The sequence below is a fragment of the Thiorhodococcus mannitoliphagus genome, assembly GCF_010915725.1.
GTDB classification, from domain to species: Bacteria; Pseudomonadota; Gammaproteobacteria; order Chromatiales; family Chromatiaceae; genus Thiorhodococcus; species Thiorhodococcus mannitoliphagus.
This window is the reverse complement of sequence record NZ_JAAIJR010000067.1, coordinates 1-21,599: the sequence shown is the minus strand read 5'-3', so window position 1 is coordinate 21,599 and position 21,599 is coordinate 1. Positions and strand designations below refer to the sequence as shown.

Below are 21,599 nucleotides of genomic sequence, written 5' to 3'. Positions count from 1 at the left end.
TCTATGTAACGAAAAAGCGGGGCGAAAGGGACCCTTCTCCCGGTTCCGCAGCCGATTCATCCTAAGTCGGACAGGCTCCTGGAACATTCGCAATACCACGACCTCTCAGCTCACACCCTGCTAGCACGCAGGCGGCATCGACGCAGCCCTTGCTCGAGCCTGCATCCGATCAATCGCCACGTTGGAGGAGCACCCATGACGACCTCACCCGCTTCACAGACCCTCTCGAAGACTCCCCTGTCGTCCGAAGAGGCCGCCAGGCTAGACGCCTATTGGCGCGCCTGCTGTTATCTGGCCGTCGGCATGATCTATCTGCGCGACAACCCGCTGCTCAGGGAGCCGCTCAAGGAGGCCCACCTAAAGAACCGCCTACTGGGGCATTGGGGGGCGAGCCCCGGCCTCTCCTTCATGTACACGCATCTGAACCGCATCATCAAGGCACATCAGCAGGAAGCCATCTTCCTCGCCGGCCCTGGCCATGGCGCCCCAGGGGTGCTCGCCCCAGTCTATCTGGAAGGCACTTACTCGGAGATCTATCCAAACAAGAGCGAGGACGAGGAAGGCCTCAAGGCCTTCTTCAAGCAGTTCTCCTTCCCGGGCGGCATCGGTTCGCACTGCACGCCCGAGACCCCCGGATCCATCCACGAGGGCGGCGAGCTGGGCTATTCCATCTCACACGCCTTCGGCGCCGCCTTCGACAATCCGAACCTCTTGGTCGCCGTCGCCGTCGGCGATGGCGAGGCCGAGACGGGGCCGCTCGCGACCTCCTGGCATTCCAGCAAGTTCCTGAATCCAATTCGCGACGGCGCCGTGCTGCCGATCCTTCACCTCAACGGCTACAAGATCAACAACCCAACCCTGCTGTCGCGCATCCCCAACCCGGAGTTGGCGGACCTCTTCCGGGGATACGGCTGGACGCCGCACTTCGTCGAGGGCGACGATCCCATAGCCATGCACCAGCAAATGGCCGAGACGCTCGATGCCTGCTACACCGAGATCCGTCACTTCCAGCAAGGCGCACGCGCCAGCGGCGAGGCCACCCGCTGCCATTGGCCCATGATCGTGCTGCGCACGCCCAAGGGCTGGACTGGTCCGGAGTTCGTCGACGGACACAAGGTCGAGGGCTTCTGGCGCGCCCATCAGGTGCCGCTGTCCGGCATGCACAACAATCCAGCCCACCTCAAACAGCTCGAAGACTGGATGCGCAGCTACCGTCCCGAGGAACTGTTCGACGACCAAGGCCGACTCATCCCGCAGCTGAGGGCACTGGCTCCCGAAGGCAATTTGCGCATGAGTGCCAGTCCCCACGCCAACGGCGGGCTGCTGCGGCGCGCACTGCGCATGCCCGACTTCCGCGACTATGCCCAAGAGGTACCCGAGCCCGGAAAACTGCGCGCCATGAACACCAAGCCAGTCGGTGCCCTGCTGCGCGACATCATGGCCAAGAACATGGACAACTTCCGCGTCTTCGGGCCAGACGAGAACACCTCCAACAAACTGGACGCCATCTACGAGGTGAGCAAGAAGCTCTGGCTCTGCGACTACAAGCCCGAAGATGCCGATGGCGGCGAACTCTCACCGGACGGCCGCGTCATGGAGATGCTGTCCGAGCATACCCTGGAAGGCTGGTACGAAGGCTATATCCTCACCGGACGCCACGGCTTCTTCGCGACCTATGAGGCCTTCGTCCACGTCATCGACAGTATGTACAACCAGCACGCCAAGTGGCTGGCCATCTGCGAGGACATCCCCTGGCGCGCGCGCATCTCCTCGCTCAACCTGCTGATCACCTCGACCGTCTGGCGCCAGGACCACAACGGCTTCACTCATCAGGATCCGGGCTTCCTCGACGTGGTGGTCAACAAGAACCCGGAGGTCACGCGGATCTATCTCCCGCCCGACGTCAATACCTTGCTCTCGACGGTAGACCACTGTCTGCAGAGCCGCGACGACATCAACGTCATCGTCGCGGACAAGCAAAGCCATCTGCAGTTTCTGGACATGGACGCGGCCATCAAGCACTGCACCAAGGGCATCGGCATCTGGGAGTGGGCGAGCAACGATCAAGGCAGCGAGCCCGATGCCGTGCTGGTTGGCTGCGGCGACATTCCAACCAAGGAGGCACTGGCCGCCACGGCCCTGCTGCGCGAGCACTTCGAGGACATCAAGATCCGCTTCATCAACGTCGTGGATCTCTTCAAGCTTCAGCCCGCGGGCGAACACCCGCATGGCCTGAGCGACGCCGACTTCGATAGTCTCTTCACCAAGGACAAGCCGGTCATCTTCAACTTCCACGGCTATCCCTGGCTGATCCACCGCCTTGCCTATCGACGCACCAACCACGCCCACTTCCATGTGCGAGGTTACAAGGAGAAGGGCAACATCAACACCCCGCTCGAACTGGCGATCAACAACGAGATCGACCGCTTCAGCCTGGCCATCGACGTCATCAACCGGGTGCCGCGGCTTCAGGTCTCCGGCGCGCATGTGAAGGAGAAGCTGCGCGACCTCCAGATCGACTGCCGCAACTATGCCCACGAGCACGGCATCGATAAACCGGAGATCGACGACTGGATCTGGCCCTTCTAGCGTTTTTCTGACGACCTCAGGGGGCTGCTTGACGCACTGCCGCAGGCCAGGTCATTGTTGCTCGGCGCCGCATGACAAGCCTGTCCTTCAGGGTGCGCCTCGCGCGGCTGGCGGCCAAAATCGGCCGTCGGTCGCCCAGCCCGCCCTGGCGAGGTCACCGATCTGGCACACCGCTGACTTTCCAGTTATACCTTTGGGGCGACGCAAGCAGCGTCGCTCCTGTTCACCCGCTCAAGAGGTATCCCAATGAGCAAGGCGAAAGCGTCCGAGTCGACTTCGGTGGAGCGCGAGCATACCCGCACGGGCATGTCCAAGGCGGCCCTGAAGCAGGACTTCCTCGACAACCTTTTCTATATCCAAGGACGCTTTCGCGAAGTCGCGACGCCGCACGACCTCTACATGGCCGCCGCCTTCACGACACGCGACCGCCTCCTGAAACGCTGGGTCAAGTCGGCCCAGGCCTTCAAGACGCTTCACGCACGAACCCTCTGCTATCTCTCCGCTGAGTTCCTCCTCGGGCCCCATCTGGCGAACAATCTGGTCAACCTGGGCATCATCGAAACTTCACAGGAGGCGGGCCAGGAGCTTGACCTGGACTTCGAGGCCATCCTGGAGGAAGAGGAAGAGCCGGGACTGGGCAATGGCGGTTTGGGACGGCTCGCAGCCTGCTTCATGGACTCGCTCTCGACCTGCCAGATACCAGCCATCGGCTACGGTATCCGCTACGAGTTCGGCATCTTCGACCAGGCGATCGAGGACGGCTGGCAGGTCGAGAAGAGCGACACCTGGCTGCGCAACGGCAATCCCTGGGAGATCCCACGCCCCAAGATCCGCTTTCCGGTGCTCTACGGAGGGCATACCGAGCAATACCGCGATCAGAACGGCGAGCCGCGTATGCGCTGGGTGCCGTCCTGGGTGATCGATGGGGTTGCCTACGACACGCCCATCCTTGGATACGGGGTTGGCAACGTCAATCTGCTGCGACTTTGGAAGGCGGAAGCATCAGAGTCCTTCGATTTCCAGGCATTCAACGTCGGCGACTACTACGGCGCGGTCCACGCCAAGATCGAGGCCGAGACCATCTCCAAGGTGCTCTATCCCAATGACGAGCCCGAGGCAGGCAAAGAGCTGCGCCTCAAGCAGCAGCACTTCTTCGTCTCCTGCTCACTGCAGGACATGATCCGACTACACCTCAACACGGTCGGCCCGCTCGACGACTTCGCCGACAAGTTCGCCGCCCAACTCAACGACACCCACCCTGCCCTCGCCGTCGCCGAGTTGATGCGGCTGCTGATGGACGACCACGGCATGACCTGGGATCGGTCCTGGGAGATGACTCAGCGCACCTTCTGCTACACCAACCACACCTTACTGCCCGAGGCGTTGGAGACCTGGTCGGTCACGCTCTTCGAGCGCCTGCTGCCGCGCCACCTGGAAATCATCTACGAGATCAACCGGCGCTTTCTCGATGAAATTCGCATGCGTTTCCTGGGTGACGAGGATCGCGTGCGACGCATGTCCCTGATCGCCGAGGACGGCGAGCGACGAATACGCATGGCGCACTTGGCCGTGGTCGGCAGCAAGGCCGTCAATGGCGTCGCCAAGCTGCACTCAGAGCTGGTCAAGAGCACCCTCTTCAAAGATTTCAACGCGCTCTGGCCGGAGAAGTTCCACAACGTAACCAATGGCGTGACCCCGCGCCGCTTCATGGTGGTGAGCAACCCGCGCCTCGCGCGGCTGATCACCGAATGCTGCGGCCACGACGACTGGATTCGGGATCTCGACAGGGTCAGAGCGCTGGAGTCGCATGCCGAAAGCAGTGACCTGCAGGCGCAATGGAAAGCGGTGAAGCTGGCCGCCAAGCGCGACCTCACGGAATGGCTGAAGCATGTGACCGGGGTCCAGCTCGACCCAGCCGCGATGTTCGACGTGCAAGCCAAGCGTATCCACGAATACAAGCGTCAGCACCTCAACGCGCTGCACATCATTCGCTGCTACCAGGAACTCAAACAGGGGCTGTTGAAAGACCCCGTCCCGCGCGCCTTTATCTTCGGCGGCAAGGCGGCGCCCGCCTACTTCCTCGCCAAGCTCATCATCAAGCTGATCAACGCCATCGCAGAGGTCGTGAACAACGACCCCGAGGTCAATGGATTCATGCGCGTCGTCTTCATGCCGGACTTCAACGTCAAGACCGGGCAACGCCTCTATCCCGCCGCGGACCTCTCCGAGCAGATCTCACTCGCGGGCAAGGAGGCATCCGGGACCGGCAACATGAAGTTCTCCATGAACGGCGCCTTGACCATCGGAACGCTCGATGGAGCCAACTTGGAGATTCGCGAGGCCGTCGGCAAGGAGAACTTCTTCCTCTTCGGCATGACAGCCGAAGACGTCCTCGAGAAACAGATTGAAGGCTACCGGCCCTGGGACTACTACCACGGCGATCATGAGTTGAAGGCCGACATCGACCTCATCAACTCGGGACTCTTCTCGCATGGCGACACCAAGCTCTTCCGCCCGCTCACCGACGACCTCATCAACCACGATCCCTTCATGGTGCTGGCCGACTACCGCGCCTACATCGAATGCCAACAGCGCGTCAGCGAGGCCTACAGAGACCAGCAGCACTGGGTCCGCATGTCGATCCTCAACGTCGCTCGAATGGGCTACTTCTCCTCAGACCGTGCGATTCGCGAGTACGCAAAGAATATCTGGGGAATCGCGCCGACGCCGATCGATCTTTAAGACGCACTTAGAAAGTGACCATCAACAACTTCCTCCCCTTTTCGCAAAGGGGGGCTTGGGGGGATCTCGGGCGGGATCGCGCACATCGGGAAACAATTGATGGGCGCTTTCTTAATGTATCCGCTCAAGCGCAGAGACGGCGGATACAAGTAAAGAGCAGCAATCCTTTGGCGCACACCATGTCAGAGCCTCAATCTGAGATCCGCAGGCGTCGCAGCACCGCCTGTGCATCTCCCGGCTCAAATCTGGGCGAGGTTTTCGAGAGCACTGGTGGCGATCTCGCCGGGCATCTTTCCCTCGTTGCCCCACTGCGCTACCGCGTCACCTACCTTGACCCTCAAGGTGATACCATCTGCATGCACTTTGAGATCCAGATGCCGCCAGCGGGCGAGCCCTTCGGCCGGCAACCGACGCCCGTGGGCACGGTGGCTTACACTGAGGATCCCGATCAGCTTTCGGCCGTCAAACGTTGCCTTAGCCGCTCGGATGCCCGGGTGGGCGCTGCGCGCCGACCACCCCTTGTTTTCGTCCTGTCCTTTGCGACTTGAATTGCCTGTCCGGCCTCATTCATCGCGACGGTAGTCGCCCTCGATAACGCGCGGACCCTGCTGACGCGCCCCATGGCCTTGGACGGGCACGACTTGGATGTAGCGGCGGACGACCCAGCGGCGCAGCGGCGGCACGAGCAGCGCGAAGCCGACGATGTCGGTCAGGAAGCCCGGCAGCAGCAGGAAGAGCCCGGCAATCAGAATGAGCGCCCCGTCGAGCACCTCCAGGGCAGGGACTTCTCCCTGGTCCATCATGCCGCGCACGCGCATGAGCACGCCGAAGCCTTGCAAGCGAACCAGCCAGGTCCCGATCACGGCCGTGAGGATGGAGAGGGCGATGGTCGGCAGCGCGCCGATCTCGGAGCCCACCTCGATGAGGAAGTAGATCTCGATCAGCGGCAGACCGATGAAAAGCAGAAGGAATAGCAGCACCTTGTTGGTTCTCCTTTATTGATGAAGCCTCTGGGACTCGTCCAAGCGACCAACCCAAGGGGCATGGACCTAGCGAGCAGAGGACCCGTGGTGAATTCGCCTAAGCAGGTGACGGGCGAGCACTCTTGCAGTTAGCATCTCAGGCGATTTAATCACCAGCGGGCCTCGACGGAATCTATCGCAGTTGTGCGAGTCAGACTCAGCACGAAGCGAATGCGCCGAACCTTACCCCGTCGCCGAGCCCGAGTCCAAAGCCCGATTCCACCGCGCCGCCCGGCGTCCAATCCGCGGCGGACGTCAAAAAGCGGGCGAGCCACGCCGGAGAAGCAAAGCTGCCGTGACCAATGACTACCGCCTAATGCTGTGCACTTGCCCGAATCGGGAAACCGCGATCGCCCTCGCGAGGGCGCTTGTCGCGGAGCACCTTGCCGCCTGCGTGAGTCTCTTGCCAGGCGTCACATCAGTGTACCGCTGGGAAGGACGGGTGGAGGAAGACGATGAACTGCTTCTCCTCATCAAGACCACGGCGGAGCGGACCAACGACCTGACCGAGCGCCTGCGCCAACTTCATCCCTATGACGTCCCGGAGATCATTGCGGTTCCCATTACCGAGGGACTCGAGGAGTACCTCAGTTGGGTCGCCGCATGCACCACAGAGCCTAAGCCATGATCGAGCACATCTCCCACATTGAGCCATCGAGCCCGCACAACGGCTTGCGAGCAGGCGAGAAAGCAGGCGGACTCTTGCGTCTCGCGCGCAAACTGCTTTTGCTAACGCTGCTCTTCGCGGTTGGTATCACCGCGGCTCAGGCAGAGGAAGACTTCCTCCTACCGGACCAAGCCTTTCGCATCTCCGGCAAGGCGGACGGCCCGGACCGCGTCATCGTGCGTTGGGAGATCGCCGACGGTTACTACCTCTACCAGAGCAAGCTGCGCTTTCGCTCCGAGACCCTGGGCGTGACCCCAGGAGCGCCCGATCTGCCGCCCGCCAAGATCAAGAACGACGAGTTCTTCGGCGAGGTCTCCATCTATCGCGACGCCGTCGAAGTCGGGGTCCCGCTCGCAAGGGACCCAGGCTCCGAGCGCATCGTCGCCTTGGAGGCGACCTCCCAGGGCTGCGCCGACGCCGGGCTCTGCTATCCGCCGCACCGCCAGCAACTCCTGCTCGAACTCCCGGAACTCGCCGCGACCACGGCCGACCCTGGGCTGGCGGACATCCAGGCATCGACATCCACGCCACGGCTCGGACAATCACTGGGTCTCGGCGACGAGGAGGAGATTCTGGACGTCGACGAGGCCTTCCGCTTCCAGGCCGAGGTCAGTGCACCGGATCGGCTACAGCTCACCTGGGACATCGCCCCCGGAACCTACCTCTACAGCCACCTGGTCAGTCTCAGCCTGGAGGACGCGCCAAGCGTCTCCATCGGCAGCTTCGAGCGCCCTGCCGGCGATATCAAGGAGGATTCGATCCTACCCGATGGCTCCATCGGCGACGTGGAGGTCTACCACGACCGCATCGACCTGACGCTTCCGCTCATTCGCACTGCGGCCGACCCCACCAAGATCACCCTCATCGCCAAGTATCAAGGCTGCGCGGAGATCGGCATTTGCTATCCGCCGCAGACCCAGCGTGTCGTGCTCCAATTGCCCGAGGCCGACAGTGCCAAATTGGCCATGCCGCCGGCCGCCACATCGGCGGATGCCGCGGCGATGGGCTCCAATTCAATGACTTCCGAGCAACCGCCGGCGCGCGCTGCCCCTGTCTCCGAGCAGGATCGCATTGCCGCTGTCCTGGCGGATGAAAGCCTCTGGGTGATCGTCGCCGTCTTCTTCGGGCTCGGCCTGCTGCTGGCCTTCACCCCCTGCGTCTTCCCCATGATTCCCATCCTATCCGGGATCATCGCGGGCCAAGGGGCGGGCATTACGACACGCAAGGCCTTCGTCCTCTCGCTCGTCTATGTGCTCGCCATGGCCGTCACCTATACGGTGGTCGGCGTCCTCGCCGGGCTCTTCGGCGCCAACCTGCAGGTGGTCTTCCAGAACCCCTGGATCCTGACCACATTCGCGCTGGTCTTCGTGCTGCTCGCGCTCTCCATGTTCGGCTTCTATGACCTGCAACTCCCCTCGAGCCTGCAGTCGAAGCTCACCGAGATCAGCAATCGCCAGGAAGGCGGCACCCTGATCGGCGTCGCCATCATGGGCCTGCTGTCCGCGCTCATCGTCGGCCCCTGCGTCGCCCCGCCGCTGTTCGGTGCGCTCATCTACATCAGCCAGACGGGGGATGCCGTGTTGGGCGGCGTCGCGCTCTTCGCCCTCAGCATGGGCATGGGCGCGCCCCTGATCGCCATCGGCACCTCGGCCGGAAAACTGCTTCCCCGCGCCGGCGCCTGGATGGATGCGGTCAAGGCCGTCTTCGGCGTCACCTTGCTGGGCGTCGCCATCTTGCTGCTCGAGCGCATCATTCCGCCGGCCGTGGCCATGCTCCTCTGGGGGCTGCTGCTGATCTGCTCGGCGGTCTACTTGGGCGCCCTGAGCCAGCTTCCCGCGGACGTCAGCGGCTGGCGCAAGCTGTGGAAGGGGCTCGGCGTCTTTCTGCTGATCTACGGCGCGCTGATGCTCCTGGGCGCCGCAGCGGGTGGGCGGGACACGCTGCAGCCATTGCGCGGTTTGGGTCTCGGCGGCGGTGGCGCGGCAGCCCAGCATGCAACCTTCCAGCGCATCAAGACCGTCGCGGATCTCGACGCCGCACTGGCGCGAGCCCAGTCGGCCGGCAAGCCCGTATTGCTGGATTTCTACGCCGACTGGTGCGTCTCCTGTAAAGAGATGGAGCGCTACACCTTCAGCGATCCCGACGTCATCAAGGAAATGAGCCGGTTCGAGCTGCTGCAAGCCGATGTCACGGCCAACGACGCTGCCGATCAAGCACTGATGCAGGGCCGCTTCGGTCTCCCTGGACCGCCAGCGATTCTCTTTTTCGACACCTCTGGAAGCGAACTCAAAGGCTATCGCGTCGTCGGCTTCAAGCCGGCCGAAGTCTTCGCCAACCACCTGCGCGAGGTCGCGCCATGAAGGCCGTCAAGGTCATGGGTGTGACCATACTCGCCAGTTCCATCAGCATTGGGGCTGCCATCTTCGGCCAGCGCTGGATCGAGGAGAGCCCCATGCTGGAAAGGCTTGTCGAGCATGGCCCGGATCAACTGCGAACCCTACCGGACTTCCACCTCATGGACGTGCAGGACCGCGAGGTCGCCAGCAACGCCTGGGCTGGGAAGATCCTGGTTCTAAATTTCTGGGCAACCTGGTGCACCTCCTGCATTGACGAGATGCCGATGTTCATTCGCGCCCAAGAAGCCCTGCGCGAAGACGGGGTGCAATTCGTCGGTATCGCAGCCGACAAGGCCCAGGACGTCAGGGAATTCCTGGTCGATCACCCCGTGAGCTATCCCCTCTTGATCGCCGACGCCGAGGTAATCCACATGTCGAAACGCCTCGGCAACCGCCTGGAAGTCCTGCCCTTCACGGTGATCTTCGACCGGCGCGGCAGACGCGTCTACAGTCAGATCGGAGGCATGACCGCCGAGGAGCTTCGAGTCGAACTCAAGCCGCTGCTCCCGGAGAGCACCAAGCTTTGACCTGAGCGACCGGCCGAACCGCGGCCTCTGGAATGATCTTGCGGCAGCGTTGCGCCAGGCTTGCAGTCACAACTCGCTTGTCGACCACATCCTCCGGCGGGGTTTGACAGCATAGGAGCGTCCCCCGGCGCTTTCCCCCATTCATCAGCCAGCGCCCGACCACAAGGCGCACTGAGACCTGCTCGCCGCGAGCCGACCCCTTGCCTCTGAAAAAATCGGTCGGCCTCCAGCTTCTTGCCATCAGCCACTTGATCGCAGCTCCCGAGCAAGGCTGCAAGCCGGCTGCTGCTGGCTTGTGGCTCCTTTTTGGCTCATAGCACCCAGGATTTCGCTCGGGAATCCTCACAAAAGAGCCCTCACCGAGGTTAAAATCGCCGGAGACAGCTCGCCAAAGCTTTTCCAGGAGCCATGACTCGATGATGCAGAATGCCGCAACAGCCCTGAACCCTCAGGATCCAGCAGAACTCTCGGGCGAGGTCGCCCAGCTCATTGTCACTGCCTTGAATCTCGAGATGACAGCGGAGGAGATCGCGCTTGATGCGCCGCTGTATGGCGAGGGGCTCGGCTTGGACTCCATCGACATCCTGGAAGTCGCCCTGGTCGTCTCCAAGCGCTACGGCTTCTCCCTGCGCGCCGACAACGACGACAATGTTTCGATCTTCACATCCCTGCGCAGTCTCTGCGATCACATCCAGGCCAACCGCACAAGCTAATGCGCCCGTCTCTTAGACTCCTGCGTTGGATCAGCATCGCCGTGCTCTCCGGCACCTATGTCTTACTCGCCTATGTCAGCACCGCGCGCGGCGGCATGGACACCCTGGCAGCCATCGTCGCCATCGCGCCCATCGCCGTCTTCGCCCTCATTCTGGCCTGGCGCGCGCGCTACCGCGTGCGCTCCATGGCGCTGTGGTCCTGCGCCATGGCTGGACTCGCCACGGCCTGGCCGCTCATCGAAGCAGAGTTCGCCTGGGTCTACTTCATCCAACACGCCGGCGTCTTCGCGCTGCTCACCCTGGTTTTCGGACGCACCCTCCTGCCCAAGGAGGAGCCGATGGTCACCCGCCTCGCACGCCTGGTCCACGGGCATCCGCTTGCCCCCGAGATCCTGCGTTATACGCGCTGGGTGACCCTGATGTGGACCCTCTTCTTCGCCGGGATGACGGTCGCATCCGGACTCCTCTTCGCCCTGGGCGACCTCGCGCACTGGTCCTTCTTCGCCACCTTGCTCACGCCCGCGCTGGTCGCCATCACCTTCGGGGCCGAGTACCTCGTGCGGCTCTGGGTCTTGCCCGCAGAGATCCGCACCGGTCTGCTCGAGTCGATCCGCGCCGGCGTCGCGGCCACGCGCGGGACGGCCCCGCCCGCGCTCTAGTCCCCGCCCGAGTCTCGCCATGACGCAGCTTGCACTACTTGCCCACAAGGACCTTGATGCGCCCATCGCTTACCGACGCGGTCGACCCATCAGCGTCCGCCGCTTCCTAGCCGACGCCAGGGCGCTAGCGCAGGCACTCCCGACGACCGACCACGTCATCAACGCCTGCGCCGATCGCTACCGGTTCGCCGTGGGCTTCGCGGCTTGTCTCATCAGCGGACGCATCAGCCTGCTACCGCCCAGCCACATGGCCAGCCTGCTGGAGCAGCTCCAAGCATTCGCCGCGGACGCCGTCGTCCTCGCGGATACCAAGCACCGCGACCTGCGACTTCCGATCTTCCCCTTTCCCAATCTCGGTGAGGCAATCGCGGCCGACAAGGACGCGCACATCGAGATCCCGGAGATCCCGGCCGAGCAGCTGGCGACTTGGGTCTTCACCTCGGGCTCGACGGGCCGCCCGCAGGCGCATCGCAAGCATTGGGGGCTGCTGCGGAAGAATGTCGCGAACGAGGCCCGCGCGCTCGGCTTCACGCGCGAAGACCCCGTGACCTTGGTGGGCACCGTCCCACCGCAGCACATGTACGGCTTCGAATCGACGCTTCTGCTCGCCTGGCTGAGCGGCGGGAGCTTCGATGCCTCACGCCCCTTCTATCCAGCCGACATTGCCGAGACGCTGACGCAGTGCCCAGCGAACAGCATGTTGGTCACCACGCCCTTTCACCTCGAAAAGCTGCTCGAGGCGAATCTCCGCCTCCCCAAGATCGGGTCGCTCCTCTGCGCGACCGCCCCCTTGTCCGCTGGTCTCGCGCGGCGCGCTGAAGCAGCCTTTCGCGCACCGCTCTTCGAGATCTACGGCAGCACCGAAACCGGCCAGCTCGCCACGCGCCGCACCAGCCGCAAGACGGCCTGGACGCTGTTCCCCGAGGTTCGGCTGCAGGCGCGCGACGGCCAGATTTGGGCCGAGGGCGGCCATGTCGAGGGCGCCGTACCGCTTGGCGATCTGGTCGAGCAGCTCGATGAGTGTCGTTTCCGTCTCAAGGGTCGCAACACCGACCGCGTCAACATTGCGGGAAAACGGACCTCGCTCGCTTGGCTCAATCAGCAGCTGCTCGCGCTGCCAGGCGTCAAAGACGGCTGCTTCTACGTCCCGGAGCAGACCGAGCAAACGGGGGAGTCCAGCGTGATCAGACTCACCGCTTTCGTCGTGGCGCCGGGACTCAGCGCCGAGCATCTGATGGCGGCGCTGCGCCAGCGCATTGAGCCGCTCTTCCTGCCGCGCCCGCTCATCCTCTTGGACGACTTGCCACGCAACGCGGTCGGGAAGCTGTTGCGGGTCGAGTGCGAGGCGCTTCTGGCCCAGCATGAGCGCGACAGAGACAAAGGCCACGGAAGACTTCCGTGACCCAGCAGGCATCGATCAAGATCCCGGCCGATCATCCCGCTTTCACCGGACATTTCCCCGGCCGCCCCATCCTGCCCGGTGTGGTGCTGCTCGACGAGGCCGCGCGATGCATCGCCGGCGCGCTATCGCTCGGCCCGGAGCCACTTTGGGAGATCAGCAGACTCAAGTTTCTCCGACCAGCGCTGCCGGGCGACCAGCTCGACCTGCGTTGGAGCACGACAGCAGCAGGCGATATTCGCTTCCGCATCGAGAGGGCGGGCGAGGCCTTGGCCGAGGGCGTGTTGAGGGACGCGACGCCATGAGCGAGGTCGAGTCCGCAACTCCGAGCCTCTGGACCCAGCACCCAGAACGCAGCAACATGCTGATGCTGCGCATCATGACCTGGATCTCGCTGCGCCTCGGCCGGGCGGCGGGGCGCGTCGTGCTGCATGGCATCGCGCTCTACTTTCTCACCTTCGCGCACAAGGCACGCCGGGCCTCAGGGGACTATCTCAGACGCGTCCTGAAGCGCGAGCCGAGGCTGGCGGAGCGCTACCAGCATATCTTCACCTTCGCCGCCACCATCCATGATCGGGTCTATCTGCTCAACAGCAGACTCGATGACTTCGAGATCGAGATCCAGGGCGAGCCGCTGATCGCCGATCAAGTCGCATCCGGACGGGGGGCGCTGCTCTTCGGCGGTCACCTCGGCAGCTTCGAGGTCATCCGTGCCCTGGGTCGGTCTCAGCCAAATCTGCGCATCGCACTGGCGATGTACGAAGAGAATACGCGCCGCCTGAACGCCATCCTGGCCGCCATCAACCCGCAGGCACGGCCCGAGCTGATCGCGCTCGGCAATCCGAGCGCCATCCTGAGCATCAGCGATCGACTCGACGAAGGGGCACTGGTCGGCGTGCTGGCCGATCGCAGCTTCAAGGCGGAGAGCTGCCGCCAAATGCCGCTGCTCGGCGCACCCGCGGTTTTCCCGGTCAACGCCTTCCGCATGGCCGCAGCCCTCAAGACGCGCGTCATCTTCATGGCCGGCCTCTATCATGGCGGCAACCGCTACAGCGTGCGCTTCCTACCCCTCGCGGACTTCTCCAGCACGCCGCGCGGCGAGCGGGAAGCGGCCATCGCGGACGCCATGGAGTGCTACGTCATGGCACTGGAGCAGTGCTGCCAGGACGCCCCCTACAATTGGTTCAATTTCTATCCATTCTGGGAAGCGCCGGGCTTGCGCCCCTGATACTCGGAGAGGAAGCTCAGCGCACGCGTGTCGATGTGGCGGCGCACGGACAGGAACCCGGCAGCACCGAGACTGCTCACCAACTGCTCTGGCGGAGCGCAGGCATCAATGGTGTCCCAGTAATAGCGCCAGAGCCGAGCACTCTCGCGACGCGCACCGCTGAGCCTCGCCAGCGCAGGGACCATTCCCCTGATGTAGGTCCGCAGCAACCCTCGCACGATCCTGCCTTCAGGGCGTGTGATCTCCAGAATGCACAGGCGGCCGCCCGGTCGAAGTACCCGGTTGAGTTCGCGAAACGCGGCGGACAGATCGCCGATGTGACGCAGCACGTAGCCCATGGCGACGAAGTCGAAGGACGCATCCGCAAAGGGGATGCGCTCGGCGCAGCCCTCGACCAGCCTCCCCCCTGGGAGTGAGCGCGCCAGCGCCATCATTCCGGGGCTTGGATCGACCCCAGTCGCGCGCGAGGCGTCGCCGAGAATGCGCACCGCCTGCCGCATCAGAATGCCGGTGCCGACTCCAAGGTCGAGATAATCCATTCCAGGCACGAGCCCGGCACGCAGCAGCGCCTGACGGCGGTACCAGCCACCGGTGCCCAAGGCGAGCAATCCCTCGATGCGGTCGTAATCCGGCGCGGTCTGGTCAAAGATCCCACGCACGAAGCTAGCCCGCTCGGCTTCGCTGGCGTAGTAGTCCGTCAAGGGCGGATGCGGCGCCACGATGTGCGATTGAGGTTCGTAAGGGTCAGTCATTTCGCGTCCTGGGCTTACTCGACTTCAAGAATGTGGCGCATTCTAGCGTCCTGGCGCGCCTCTGGGTCTCGGTCAGCTCCTTAGGGTATAGTTACCCACAGGAACGCCGATGTACCACAGCATCACGAGTTGGCGGAGTGCGGGCTGACAGGCACCGGCACAGTGTCGCTCGGCGGCATGGACCACCCAAGGAGCCCTCAGAGATGCAAGAGAGCCGGACAACTCCACCCAATCAACAGCGCTGCGACGTCCTTGTCATTGGCGCGGGTCCCGCTGGCTCCACGGTTGGAGCCTTGCTCGCACGCCAAGGCCACGCGGTCACCATCCTCGAAAAGGACCGCCACCCGAGGTTCCATATTGGCGAGTCCCTGCTGCCGGCCAATCTGCCCCTATTCGACCGCTTGGGCGTGGGCGAGGCCATCCGCGCGATCGGCATCCGTAAGAACGCCGCCGAGTTCATCTCGCCGGATCACGACCATGTGCAGCGCTTCCCCTTCGCGGAGGCATGGGACAAGGCGCTCTCCCACGCCTATCAGGTGAGACGCGCCGACTTCGATCAGATCCTGGCCAAGAACGCCGTGGAATCCGGCGCGATCTTGGTAGAAGGCTGCCGTGTCCGCGCGGTCGACTTCACCCAGGACGCGGTCGATATCCAGGCCAAGCACGACGACGGCACAACCTCGCATTGGCACGCGCGCTTCCTGATCGACGCCTCGGGCCGCGACACCTTCATGGCCAACCGTCAGCACGCCAAGTCGCGCAACCCCTACCACAACAGCTCGGCGCTCTACGGCCATTTCACCGGAGTAGAACGCAATCCAGGGGATGCCGAGGGCAACATCAGCATCTACTGGTTCGATCACGGCTGGTTCTGGGTCATCCCGCTCGCCGACGGCGCGACCAGCGTGGGCGCGGTGACCTGGCCCTATTACATGAAGCAGCGCCAAGGCCGAACGCTGTCGGCATTCCTGCTCGAGACCATCACCCTCTGTCCGCCACTGGCCGAGCGCCTCAAGCATGCCGAGCTGACCAACTTGGTCGAGGCCACCGGCAACTTCTCCTACGCGACGGATCATACCTACGGCGACCGCTACATCCTGCTCGGCGACGCCTACGCCTTCATCGACCCGGTGTTCTCGTCCGGTGTCATGCTAGCCATGCAGGGCGCCTTCTTCGGCGCGGAGGCGGTCGACACTTGCCTACGCAGTCCAGCACAGAGCCGCAAGGCACTCAGGCGCTTCGACCGCGGGATGCGCCGCGGCCCGCGCGAGTTCTCCTGGTTCATCTACCGCATGACCAGTCCGACAATGCGCAATCTCTTCATGGCGCCGCGCAACCTGTTACGTATCAAGGAGGCGCTGCTTTCACTGCTCTCGGGCGACATCTATGGCAAGACACCCATTTGGCCATCGCTCTATCTCTTCAAGCTCGTCTACTACCTCTCGGCCCTGCGCGACTGGCGCGGCACCCGAGCGGCCGCCCGCGCGCGCCGCACGCAGATCCTGCCTAGCGAAGACGGCGGCACAACCGCCGAGGCCTGAGCATGCGCGCGTCCGAGCTTCGAGTCAGGATGCGGGAGCCCGCCCCCAGAGTCGCGCGGCTCGATCCGCTGCAGCCTGAGCTTGCCTGGAAGTCGGCGCTCCAGCTCACCGGACGCGACCAGCCTCATTCCTGGGAAGACCTGCAGTGCTGGGAGGGCAACGACCTGCTGTTCGGCACGCTGCGCCAAGACGAGGATTGGGCAACCAGATCGGACGCGGACAAGCCAGCGCTAGAGCAGGCGACCGAGGCAGCATTTCGCGCGATGTTTCGCTGCCTCGACGCCAAGGGCTACCCACACCTGGTGCGCGTTTGGAGCTATCTCCCCCGCATTAACGTGCTGGAGGCCGGCCTAGAACGGTATCGGCAGTTCAACATCGGCAGACAGACCGCCTTCGCCGCGAGTGGTCGCAGCTTGACCGACGCCCTGCCCGCAGCATCCGCGCTTGGTGGCCGGGAGGACGGACTCAGGCTCGGCTTTCTCGCCAGTCGAGACCCGGCGTGCTCACTTGAGAATCCACGCCAAGTCAGCGCCTACTGCTACCCCAAAGCTTACGGGCCGCGCAGCCCGACCTTCGCCCGCGCCGCGCTGATGACGCAGGCGGATATGGCCTGTCTCTTCATCTCCGGCACGGCCGCCATCATGGGTCATCGCAGTCTGCACCCTGGCGATGCCTCGACCCAAACGCGCGAGACGATCATCAATCTCCAGGCCGTGATTGCCGAGGCCAATCGGATTCAAGGCGCACAGGCCTTTTTTGCAGAGCGCTTGGAGTACCTGATCTATGTGAGACATGCAACCGACCTCGACGCTGTCGCTGCTGAACTCGAGACCTGGCTGCCCGGACATCGGCGTTGGCATTTCATGCAAGCCGATATCTGCAGGCGTGAGCTGTTGGTCGAGATCGAGGCCATTGGCCCCACGCGACATCGGGGACCATCCGCATGACCGCAGCCTTCACAAGATGGCTCCTGGCGGGCATCGCCTTGTCGCTCACCGCGCTCGCCGGCGAGGCCGATGCACGAACTGAAAAGCCGCTCTGGGAGGCCGGGCTCGGCGCCACGGTGCTCAGCTTCCCGGACTACCTGGGCTCAGACCGCCAGCGCAGCTATGTCCTGCCGCTGCCCTATTTCGTCTACCGCGGTGAGATCTTCCAAGCGGATCGCGATGGCGTGCGCGGTGTGCTCTTCGACAACAGCGTTGCCGAACTCAACCTAAGCGTCTCGGCGTCCTTACCAGTCGATAGCGATGGCAATGACGCACGTCGCGGCATGCCGAACCTCGACCCCACCTTCGAGATCGGCCCGAGCTTGGAAATCCACCTGTGGCGATCGCGCGACCGCAGGATGCTGCTCGACCTGCGCCTACCCGTCCGCAAAGCCCTCGCCATTGGCGGAAGCTTTCGCGACGCCGGCCTCGTCTTCACCCCCAAGGTCAACCTCGACATCGAGGATCCGCTTGGTTTCACCGGGTGGAATCTCGGCCTGCTGGCCGGCGCCGACTACGGCAATCAGCGCCAGCATGCTTACTTCTATGACGTCGCCCCCGCCTTCGCGACCGCCGACCGCCCTGCCTATCGAGCGGATGGCGGATTTGGCGGCCTCAAGGTGATCGCCGCACTCTCCAAGCGCTTCGACCGCTTCTGGATTGGATGCTTTGCCCGCTACGACAGACTCCAAGACGCCGTCTTCGCCGATAGTCCGCTCATCCGCCAGGACCACGCCTGGGCGGCAGGACTCGGAATCGCCTGGATCCTCGGCCAGTCCTCCAAGACCCTTCGGGTGCGCGACTAGATGTCGAATGTTGTCCGGCGTAATACCCAGAGCACCCGCTTACCCAAGGCCTACGCCTACTTTTGTCTCTACTTCGGGCTCCTCGCTCTCGCGCTGATCTGTCTCGCCTGGTCACCCTTCGCCCTCATCTTCCAGGCGCTGCTGCCAGAGCAACGGGCGCGATCGATCGGCCGACGCGGCATCACCCAGAGTTTTCGGCTCTTTCTCTGGATCCTGAGTGGTCTCGGCGCCTGCCGCTTCGATCTCAGCGAACTCGACCAACTGCGAGACGCCGGCCCCATGATCTTGGCACCCAACCACCCGAGCCTGCTCGACGCCGTCATGGTCATCTCGCGACTACCGAACATCGCCTGCATCATGAAGGCCGAGCTGATGGGCAATCTCTTTCTCGGAGCGGGTGCGCGCGCCGCGGGCTACATCCCCAACAAGAGCCCGCGCGCAATGATCAAGGCGGCCTGCCGGGAGCTGGGCCAGGGCGGCCAGCTGCTACTCTTTCCCGAAGGCACACGCACGGTGCGGCCGCCCATCAATCCATTGGTGCCCGCGACGGGCGCCATCGCCCGCCTGGCAAAGGTGCCTATTCAGACGATCATCATCGAAACGGACTCGCCCTTTCTCGCCAAAGGCTGGCCCCTGTTCCGCTGCCCTGACATGCCGCTGCACTATCGCGTGCGGCTCGGAAAACGCTTCGATCCTCCTGGCGACACCCAAGCAATGGCCGCGACGCTCGAACACTACTTCGCAAACACCCTGGCTGAGGAATCCCCGCTCGGTTGACCATCGAATCCTATCCAGCATGACCAGGAATCTAGGCGATTTCTGTCGAAGCGCTTCCCTGCTGCCGTGTCTCGAGGCCCGCCTTGCGTGTCGCGCCGGCGGTCACAGAGCCCGGCGATGCTCGTGCCGATGCGCCTTGAAGGCAAACCTCCATCCAGCGTCACCTGGGATGAGATTTTCCGACAATCGCCTCAAAAGCTGTCTTGAAGACTTCTGGCGGGGTCCGTAACCTCCGCCGACAGGTCTCCCCGCCAACCTCGTCTCAGCCGCGTCTCCTTCCACCCCATCATCGGCGGCTTTCTGTACCGCTGCGGCTCCTTCGGCACCGCTCGCGGTCTTGGTGTTCGAAGCGCACGGAGCGGTCAACGGCCGGATCTAGGAGCCTAGCGTCAAGGACCGAAAGGCCTAGGATGATCGATGCCGAAGCCCTGGGCGTAGTCCACACCGATCTCACGCAGGACCTTGATCACGGCCTCATTCTCGGCATGCTCAGCGACCGTGATCTTGCCCATCAGGTGTGCAATGTGGTTGATCGTCTCGACCATGGCTCGATCAATCGGATCGTTGTCGATGTTGTGCACGAAGCTGCCGTCGATCTTGAGGATCTCAACCGGTAGATCTTTCAAATAGCGAAAGGAGCTGGCACCCACGCCGAAATCGTCCAGCGCCAGACTGAAACCGAGCCGCTGGCACTGGCGAATAACCGCGATGGCCGTCTCCATGTGCCGCAGGGCGACCGTCTCGGTGATCTCGAAGCAGATCATAGACGGATCAACCCCATGAAGCGCGAGCTGCTCGCGAATGAATTCGCCCAGATCGGGCGAGGCCACCGAGGCGGCAGACAGATTGATGTTGATCAGTGGCGGCGCATCACCATGGCACGACCTGACCGCGTCGAGGCTCGCAAAGACCTTTGCGATGACCCAGCGGTCGATCTCGGGCATGAGATCGTAACGCTCGGCGGCCGGCAGAAAGCGCCCAGGTGCGATGATCTGATCCTGCGCGTCGCGCATGCGCAGCAGGATCTCGCAGTGCTGCCGCCCCTGAGTCGCCGTCGTGAGGCCGACGATCCGCTGGTGATAGAGTTCGAAGTGATTCTCGCGCAGGGCCGCATGGATCCGTGCCACCCAATTTGTCTCACTGCGCCTGGTCAGCAGGTCCTCGTCCGTCGGCAGATAGACGTGAATGCGGCCGCTGCCTTGATCCTTGGCCCAATAGCAGGCTGAATCGGCGTCGCCGATCGTTTGCTCGACGTCGCCACTGTCGCTGCGAATCACTGTCATGCCGATGCTGACGCCGACGCTGAAGCTCTGCCCCTGACAACGGAAGACGTGATCGCCGACGGCGCCGATCAGTGCCTCTGCGATGCGCTCACCGTGGACATGATCACAACCCATGAGCAGGAGACCGAACTCGTCCCCGCCCAGACGCGCAAGCAGGTCGGCATCACGCAACCTCGCCTGAATGAGACCAGTGATTTGGATGAGGAGCTGGTCGCCGGCCGTGTGTCCACAGGCGTCGTTGACCACCTTGAAGCGATCGAGATCCAGGTAAAGCAGGACGTGGGTGCGGTGAGACAGACGCGCATCCGTGAGTGCTTCATCGACGCGCTGCTCGAAGGCACGACGGTTGAACAGGCCGGTCAGGGGATCGTGATGGGCCTCCCAGGAGCGCAGTTCGATCAGCTCGCGGACTTGGCTGACGTCGTGCAGGCAGAGCACCACACCCGCGAGGCTAGCGTCGCGATCGAACAGCGGCGAGGCTTGCTGATCGACGGCAACGCGGCGACCATCGGCGCGCACCAGCACACTGCGTCCTTTGCACTCTGCGGGTCTTCGCTCATGCAGCGTCAGGGCATAGGCGCCTTCGAGCGGTGCCGCGCTCTCGGCATCTTCGAGTCGGACAACGCTGTCGATCGGCTGGCCTATGCCCGCCTCGGCCGGACAATCCAGCATCTTCGTCGCCGAAGGATTGAGGTAGGTGATTCGACCCTCTGGGTCCGTGACGACGACCGCGTCCGTGATGGCGGACAAAATGATCGTCGCCCGTTCTTCTGCACGCAAGAGGTCGTCCGTCACGCGTCTGAGCGCGCGCAGCGGGAGCGTCTGCAAGACGAGTTGAACGAGCGCACCTATGGCTACGCCCAAGATGGCCACCAAGCCCGTCTCGATCAGCAGCGGGGTAGCGGATCGGCTGATGGCGACATAGCCGACTTCGCGGGCACCATCGTAAAGCGGTGCGCGACGCGACAGGGTGACGCCCTTGATCTCGGCGCCTGTCGTGGTCAGCACCTCCCCCGCATCAGTGAACACCTCGACGCGCTCGTCGACGAGCGGGACGGGCTCACGCGCGATGAGGCCGTTGATCCGATTCTCCGAGAATTGCCAGATATCCGGAAGCATCGTCACCAGCTCGCTCAGCGCACTGGCCTTGACGAACGCCTTGAAGGCGAGATCATCGACAGCGTCGCGATGAACGATGACCCCGAAGCCCATGGGCAAGATGACTGCCACCACGCCGGCAATGGCGGTTGCCAATCGACGGATGAAGCCCTCGACGACCTGCGTTCGTTCCGCCATTCATCGGCGCTCCCGCTAGGGAATGAAGTGACCCGTCTGCGACAAGAGTTCTTGACCGTCGGGTGACTGCACGAAGGCGACGAAGGCGCTCGCAGCGGGCGAGAGATCTTTCGCAAGGATGAAGTAAAAGTGCTTGGCGTGCGTATTCCAGTGAAACCGGACACCCAGTCCGAAGGAAAGCGGACAGCCGTTCCGATCGAAGCCGGACAGTCAGTC

Annotated in this window: 17 protein-coding genes; 14 read left to right on the top strand and 3 right to left on the bottom strand. The window is 63.4% G+C overall.

Annotated elements, in window-relative coordinates:
- The first annotated feature begins 195 nt into the window (after positions 1–195).
- A complete protein-coding gene (locus tag G3480_RS15800) occupies positions 196–2,589 on the top strand; it encodes a phosphoketolase family protein (RefSeq protein WP_164654861.1) in 2,394 nt (797 codons plus the stop codon).
- 246 nt (positions 2,590–2,835) lie between these two features.
- On the top strand, positions 2,836–5,331 hold the full coding sequence (locus G3480_RS15795; protein WP_164654860.1) for a glycogen/starch/alpha-glucan phosphorylase: 2,496 nt from the start codon (positions 2,836–2,838) through the stop codon (positions 5,329–5,331).
- Between the two features lie 563 nt (positions 5,332–5,894).
- On the opposite strand, the gene G3480_RS15790 is transcribed toward G3480_RS15795, so the two are convergent.
- Positions 5,895–6,311, bottom strand: coding sequence for an FxsA family protein (locus G3480_RS15790; protein WP_164654859.1), 417 nt, complete (start codon positions 6,309–6,311; stop codon positions 5,895–5,897).
- Between the two features lie 358 nt (positions 6,312–6,669).
- On the opposite strand from G3480_RS15790, the gene cutA reads away from it, so the two are divergent.
- The 8 genes from cutA (at position 6,670) to G3480_RS15750 (ending at position 13,942) form a co-directional block, all read left to right on the top strand.
- Complete coding sequence (gene cutA, locus G3480_RS15785) at positions 6,670–6,981, top strand: divalent-cation tolerance protein CutA (RefSeq protein WP_206171745.1); 312 nt, start codon at positions 6,670–6,672, stop codon at positions 6,979–6,981.
- Positions 6,978–9,380: a protein-disulfide reductase DsbD gene (dsbD, locus tag G3480_RS15780; protein ID WP_164654857.1), complete on the top strand. Its 2,403-nt coding sequence runs from the start codon at positions 6,978–6,980 to the stop codon at positions 9,378–9,380. The genes cutA and dsbD overlap by 4 nt, the downstream gene beginning before the upstream one ends.
- On the top strand, positions 9,377–9,943 hold the full coding sequence (locus G3480_RS15775; protein ID WP_164654856.1) for a TlpA family protein disulfide reductase: 567 nt from the start codon (positions 9,377–9,379) through the stop codon (positions 9,941–9,943). The genes dsbD and G3480_RS15775 overlap by 4 nt, the downstream gene beginning before the upstream one ends.
- A gap of 416 nt (positions 9,944–10,359) precedes the next feature.
- Positions 10,360–10,656, top strand: coding sequence for a phosphopantetheine-binding protein (locus G3480_RS15770; RefSeq protein ID WP_276611718.1), 297 nt, complete (start codon positions 10,360–10,362; stop codon positions 10,654–10,656).
- Positions 10,656–11,315 (top strand): COG4648 family protein, encoded by a 660-nt coding sequence (locus tag G3480_RS15765; RefSeq protein ID WP_164654855.1) that lies wholly within the window; start codon positions 10,656–10,658, stop codon positions 11,313–11,315. Before G3480_RS15770 ends, G3480_RS15765 begins: the two co-directional genes overlap by 1 nt.
- 19 nt (positions 11,316–11,334) lie before the next feature.
- Positions 11,335–12,717 carry an AMP-binding protein gene (locus tag G3480_RS15760; protein WP_164654854.1) on the top strand — a complete coding sequence of 461 codons (1,383 nt, stop codon included), beginning with the start codon at positions 11,335–11,337 and terminating at the stop codon, positions 12,715–12,717.
- Positions 12,714–13,019, top strand: coding sequence for an ApeI family dehydratase (locus G3480_RS15755; RefSeq protein WP_164654853.1), 306 nt, complete (start codon positions 12,714–12,716; stop codon positions 13,017–13,019). The genes G3480_RS15760 and G3480_RS15755 overlap by 4 nt, the downstream gene beginning before the upstream one ends.
- Positions 13,016–13,942, top strand: a complete 927-nt coding sequence (locus G3480_RS15750) for an LpxL/LpxP family acyltransferase (protein ID WP_164654852.1) — start codon at positions 13,016–13,018, stop codon at positions 13,940–13,942. The genes G3480_RS15755 and G3480_RS15750 overlap by 4 nt, the downstream gene beginning before the upstream one ends.
- Here G3480_RS15750 and G3480_RS15745 read toward each other — a convergent pair.
- On the bottom strand, positions 13,906–14,694 hold the full coding sequence (locus G3480_RS15745; protein WP_164654851.1) for a class I SAM-dependent methyltransferase: 789 nt from the start codon (positions 14,692–14,694) through the stop codon (positions 13,906–13,908). The two genes, G3480_RS15750 and G3480_RS15745, sit on opposite strands and share 37 nt — an antisense overlap.
- 203 nt (positions 14,695–14,897) lie before the next feature.
- Between G3480_RS15745 and G3480_RS15740 the strand changes: the two genes are divergently transcribed.
- From G3480_RS15740 to G3480_RS15725, 4 genes are read left to right on the top strand one after another with little or no spacing between them, the layout of a single operon-like run.
- Complete coding sequence (locus G3480_RS15740; RefSeq protein WP_164654850.1) at positions 14,898–16,235, top strand: NAD(P)/FAD-dependent oxidoreductase; 1,338 nt, start codon at positions 14,898–14,900, stop codon at positions 16,233–16,235.
- A gap of 29 nt (positions 16,236–16,264) precedes the next feature.
- On the top strand, positions 16,265–17,182 hold the full coding sequence (locus tag G3480_RS15735) for a chorismate transformation FkbO/Hyg5 family protein (RefSeq protein WP_164654849.1): 918 nt from the start codon (positions 16,265–16,267) through the stop codon (positions 17,180–17,182).
- Positions 17,179–18,027: a MipA/OmpV family protein gene (locus tag G3480_RS15730; protein ID WP_164654848.1), complete on the top strand. Its 849-nt coding sequence runs from the start codon at positions 17,179–17,181 to the stop codon at positions 18,025–18,027. Before G3480_RS15735 ends, G3480_RS15730 begins: the two co-directional genes overlap by 4 nt.
- On the top strand, positions 18,028–18,804 hold the full coding sequence (locus G3480_RS15725; RefSeq protein ID WP_164654847.1) for a lysophospholipid acyltransferase family protein: 777 nt from the start codon (positions 18,028–18,030) through the stop codon (positions 18,802–18,804). It begins immediately after the preceding gene.
- Positions 18,805–19,193: 389 nt separating this feature from the next.
- Here G3480_RS15725 and G3480_RS15720 read toward each other — a convergent pair whose 3' ends face one another.
- The gene (locus G3480_RS15720; protein WP_164654846.1) at positions 19,194–21,383 is read right to left on the bottom strand and encodes an EAL domain-containing protein; all 2,190 of its coding nucleotides are present in this window, start codon (positions 21,381–21,383) and stop codon (positions 19,194–19,196) included.
- Between the last annotated feature and the right edge of the window lie 216 nt (positions 21,384–21,599).

Coding starts and splice junctions, on each gene's coding strand:
- G3480_RS15760 (WP_164654854.1), top strand. CDS start 11,335: ATGACGCAGCTTGCACTACTTGCCCACAAGGACCTTGATGCGCCCATC.
- G3480_RS15720 (WP_164654846.1), bottom strand. CDS start 21,383: ATGGCGGAACGAACGCAGGTCGTCGAGGGCTTCATCCGTCGATTGGCA.
- G3480_RS15795 (WP_164654860.1), top strand. CDS start 2,836: ATGAGCAAGGCGAAAGCGTCCGAGTCGACTTCGGTGGAGCGCGAGCAT.
- G3480_RS15770 (WP_276611718.1), top strand. CDS start 10,360: ATGATGCAGAATGCCGCAACAGCCCTGAACCCTCAGGATCCAGCAGAA.
- G3480_RS15765 (WP_164654855.1), top strand. CDS start 10,656: ATGCGCCCGTCTCTTAGACTCCTGCGTTGGATCAGCATCGCCGTGCTC.
- G3480_RS15775 (WP_164654856.1), top strand. CDS start 9,377: ATGAAGGCCGTCAAGGTCATGGGTGTGACCATACTCGCCAGTTCCATC.
- cutA (WP_206171745.1), top strand. CDS start 6,670: ATGCTGTGCACTTGCCCGAATCGGGAAACCGCGATCGCCCTCGCGAGG.
- G3480_RS15800 (WP_164654861.1), top strand. CDS start 196: ATGACGACCTCACCCGCTTCACAGACCCTCTCGAAGACTCCCCTGTCG.
- G3480_RS15750 (WP_164654852.1), top strand. CDS start 13,016: ATGAGCGAGGTCGAGTCCGCAACTCCGAGCCTCTGGACCCAGCACCCA.
- G3480_RS15740 (WP_164654850.1), top strand. CDS start 14,898: ATGCAAGAGAGCCGGACAACTCCACCCAATCAACAGCGCTGCGACGTC.
- G3480_RS15730 (WP_164654848.1), top strand. CDS start 17,179: ATGACCGCAGCCTTCACAAGATGGCTCCTGGCGGGCATCGCCTTGTCG.
- G3480_RS15725 (WP_164654847.1), top strand. CDS start 18,028: ATGTCGAATGTTGTCCGGCGTAATACCCAGAGCACCCGCTTACCCAAG.
- G3480_RS15745 (WP_164654851.1), bottom strand. CDS start 14,694: ATGACTGACCCTTACGAACCTCAATCGCACATCGTGGCGCCGCATCCG.
- G3480_RS15735 (WP_164654849.1), top strand. CDS start 16,265: ATGCGGGAGCCCGCCCCCAGAGTCGCGCGGCTCGATCCGCTGCAGCCT.
- dsbD (WP_164654857.1), top strand. CDS start 6,978: ATGATCGAGCACATCTCCCACATTGAGCCATCGAGCCCGCACAACGGC.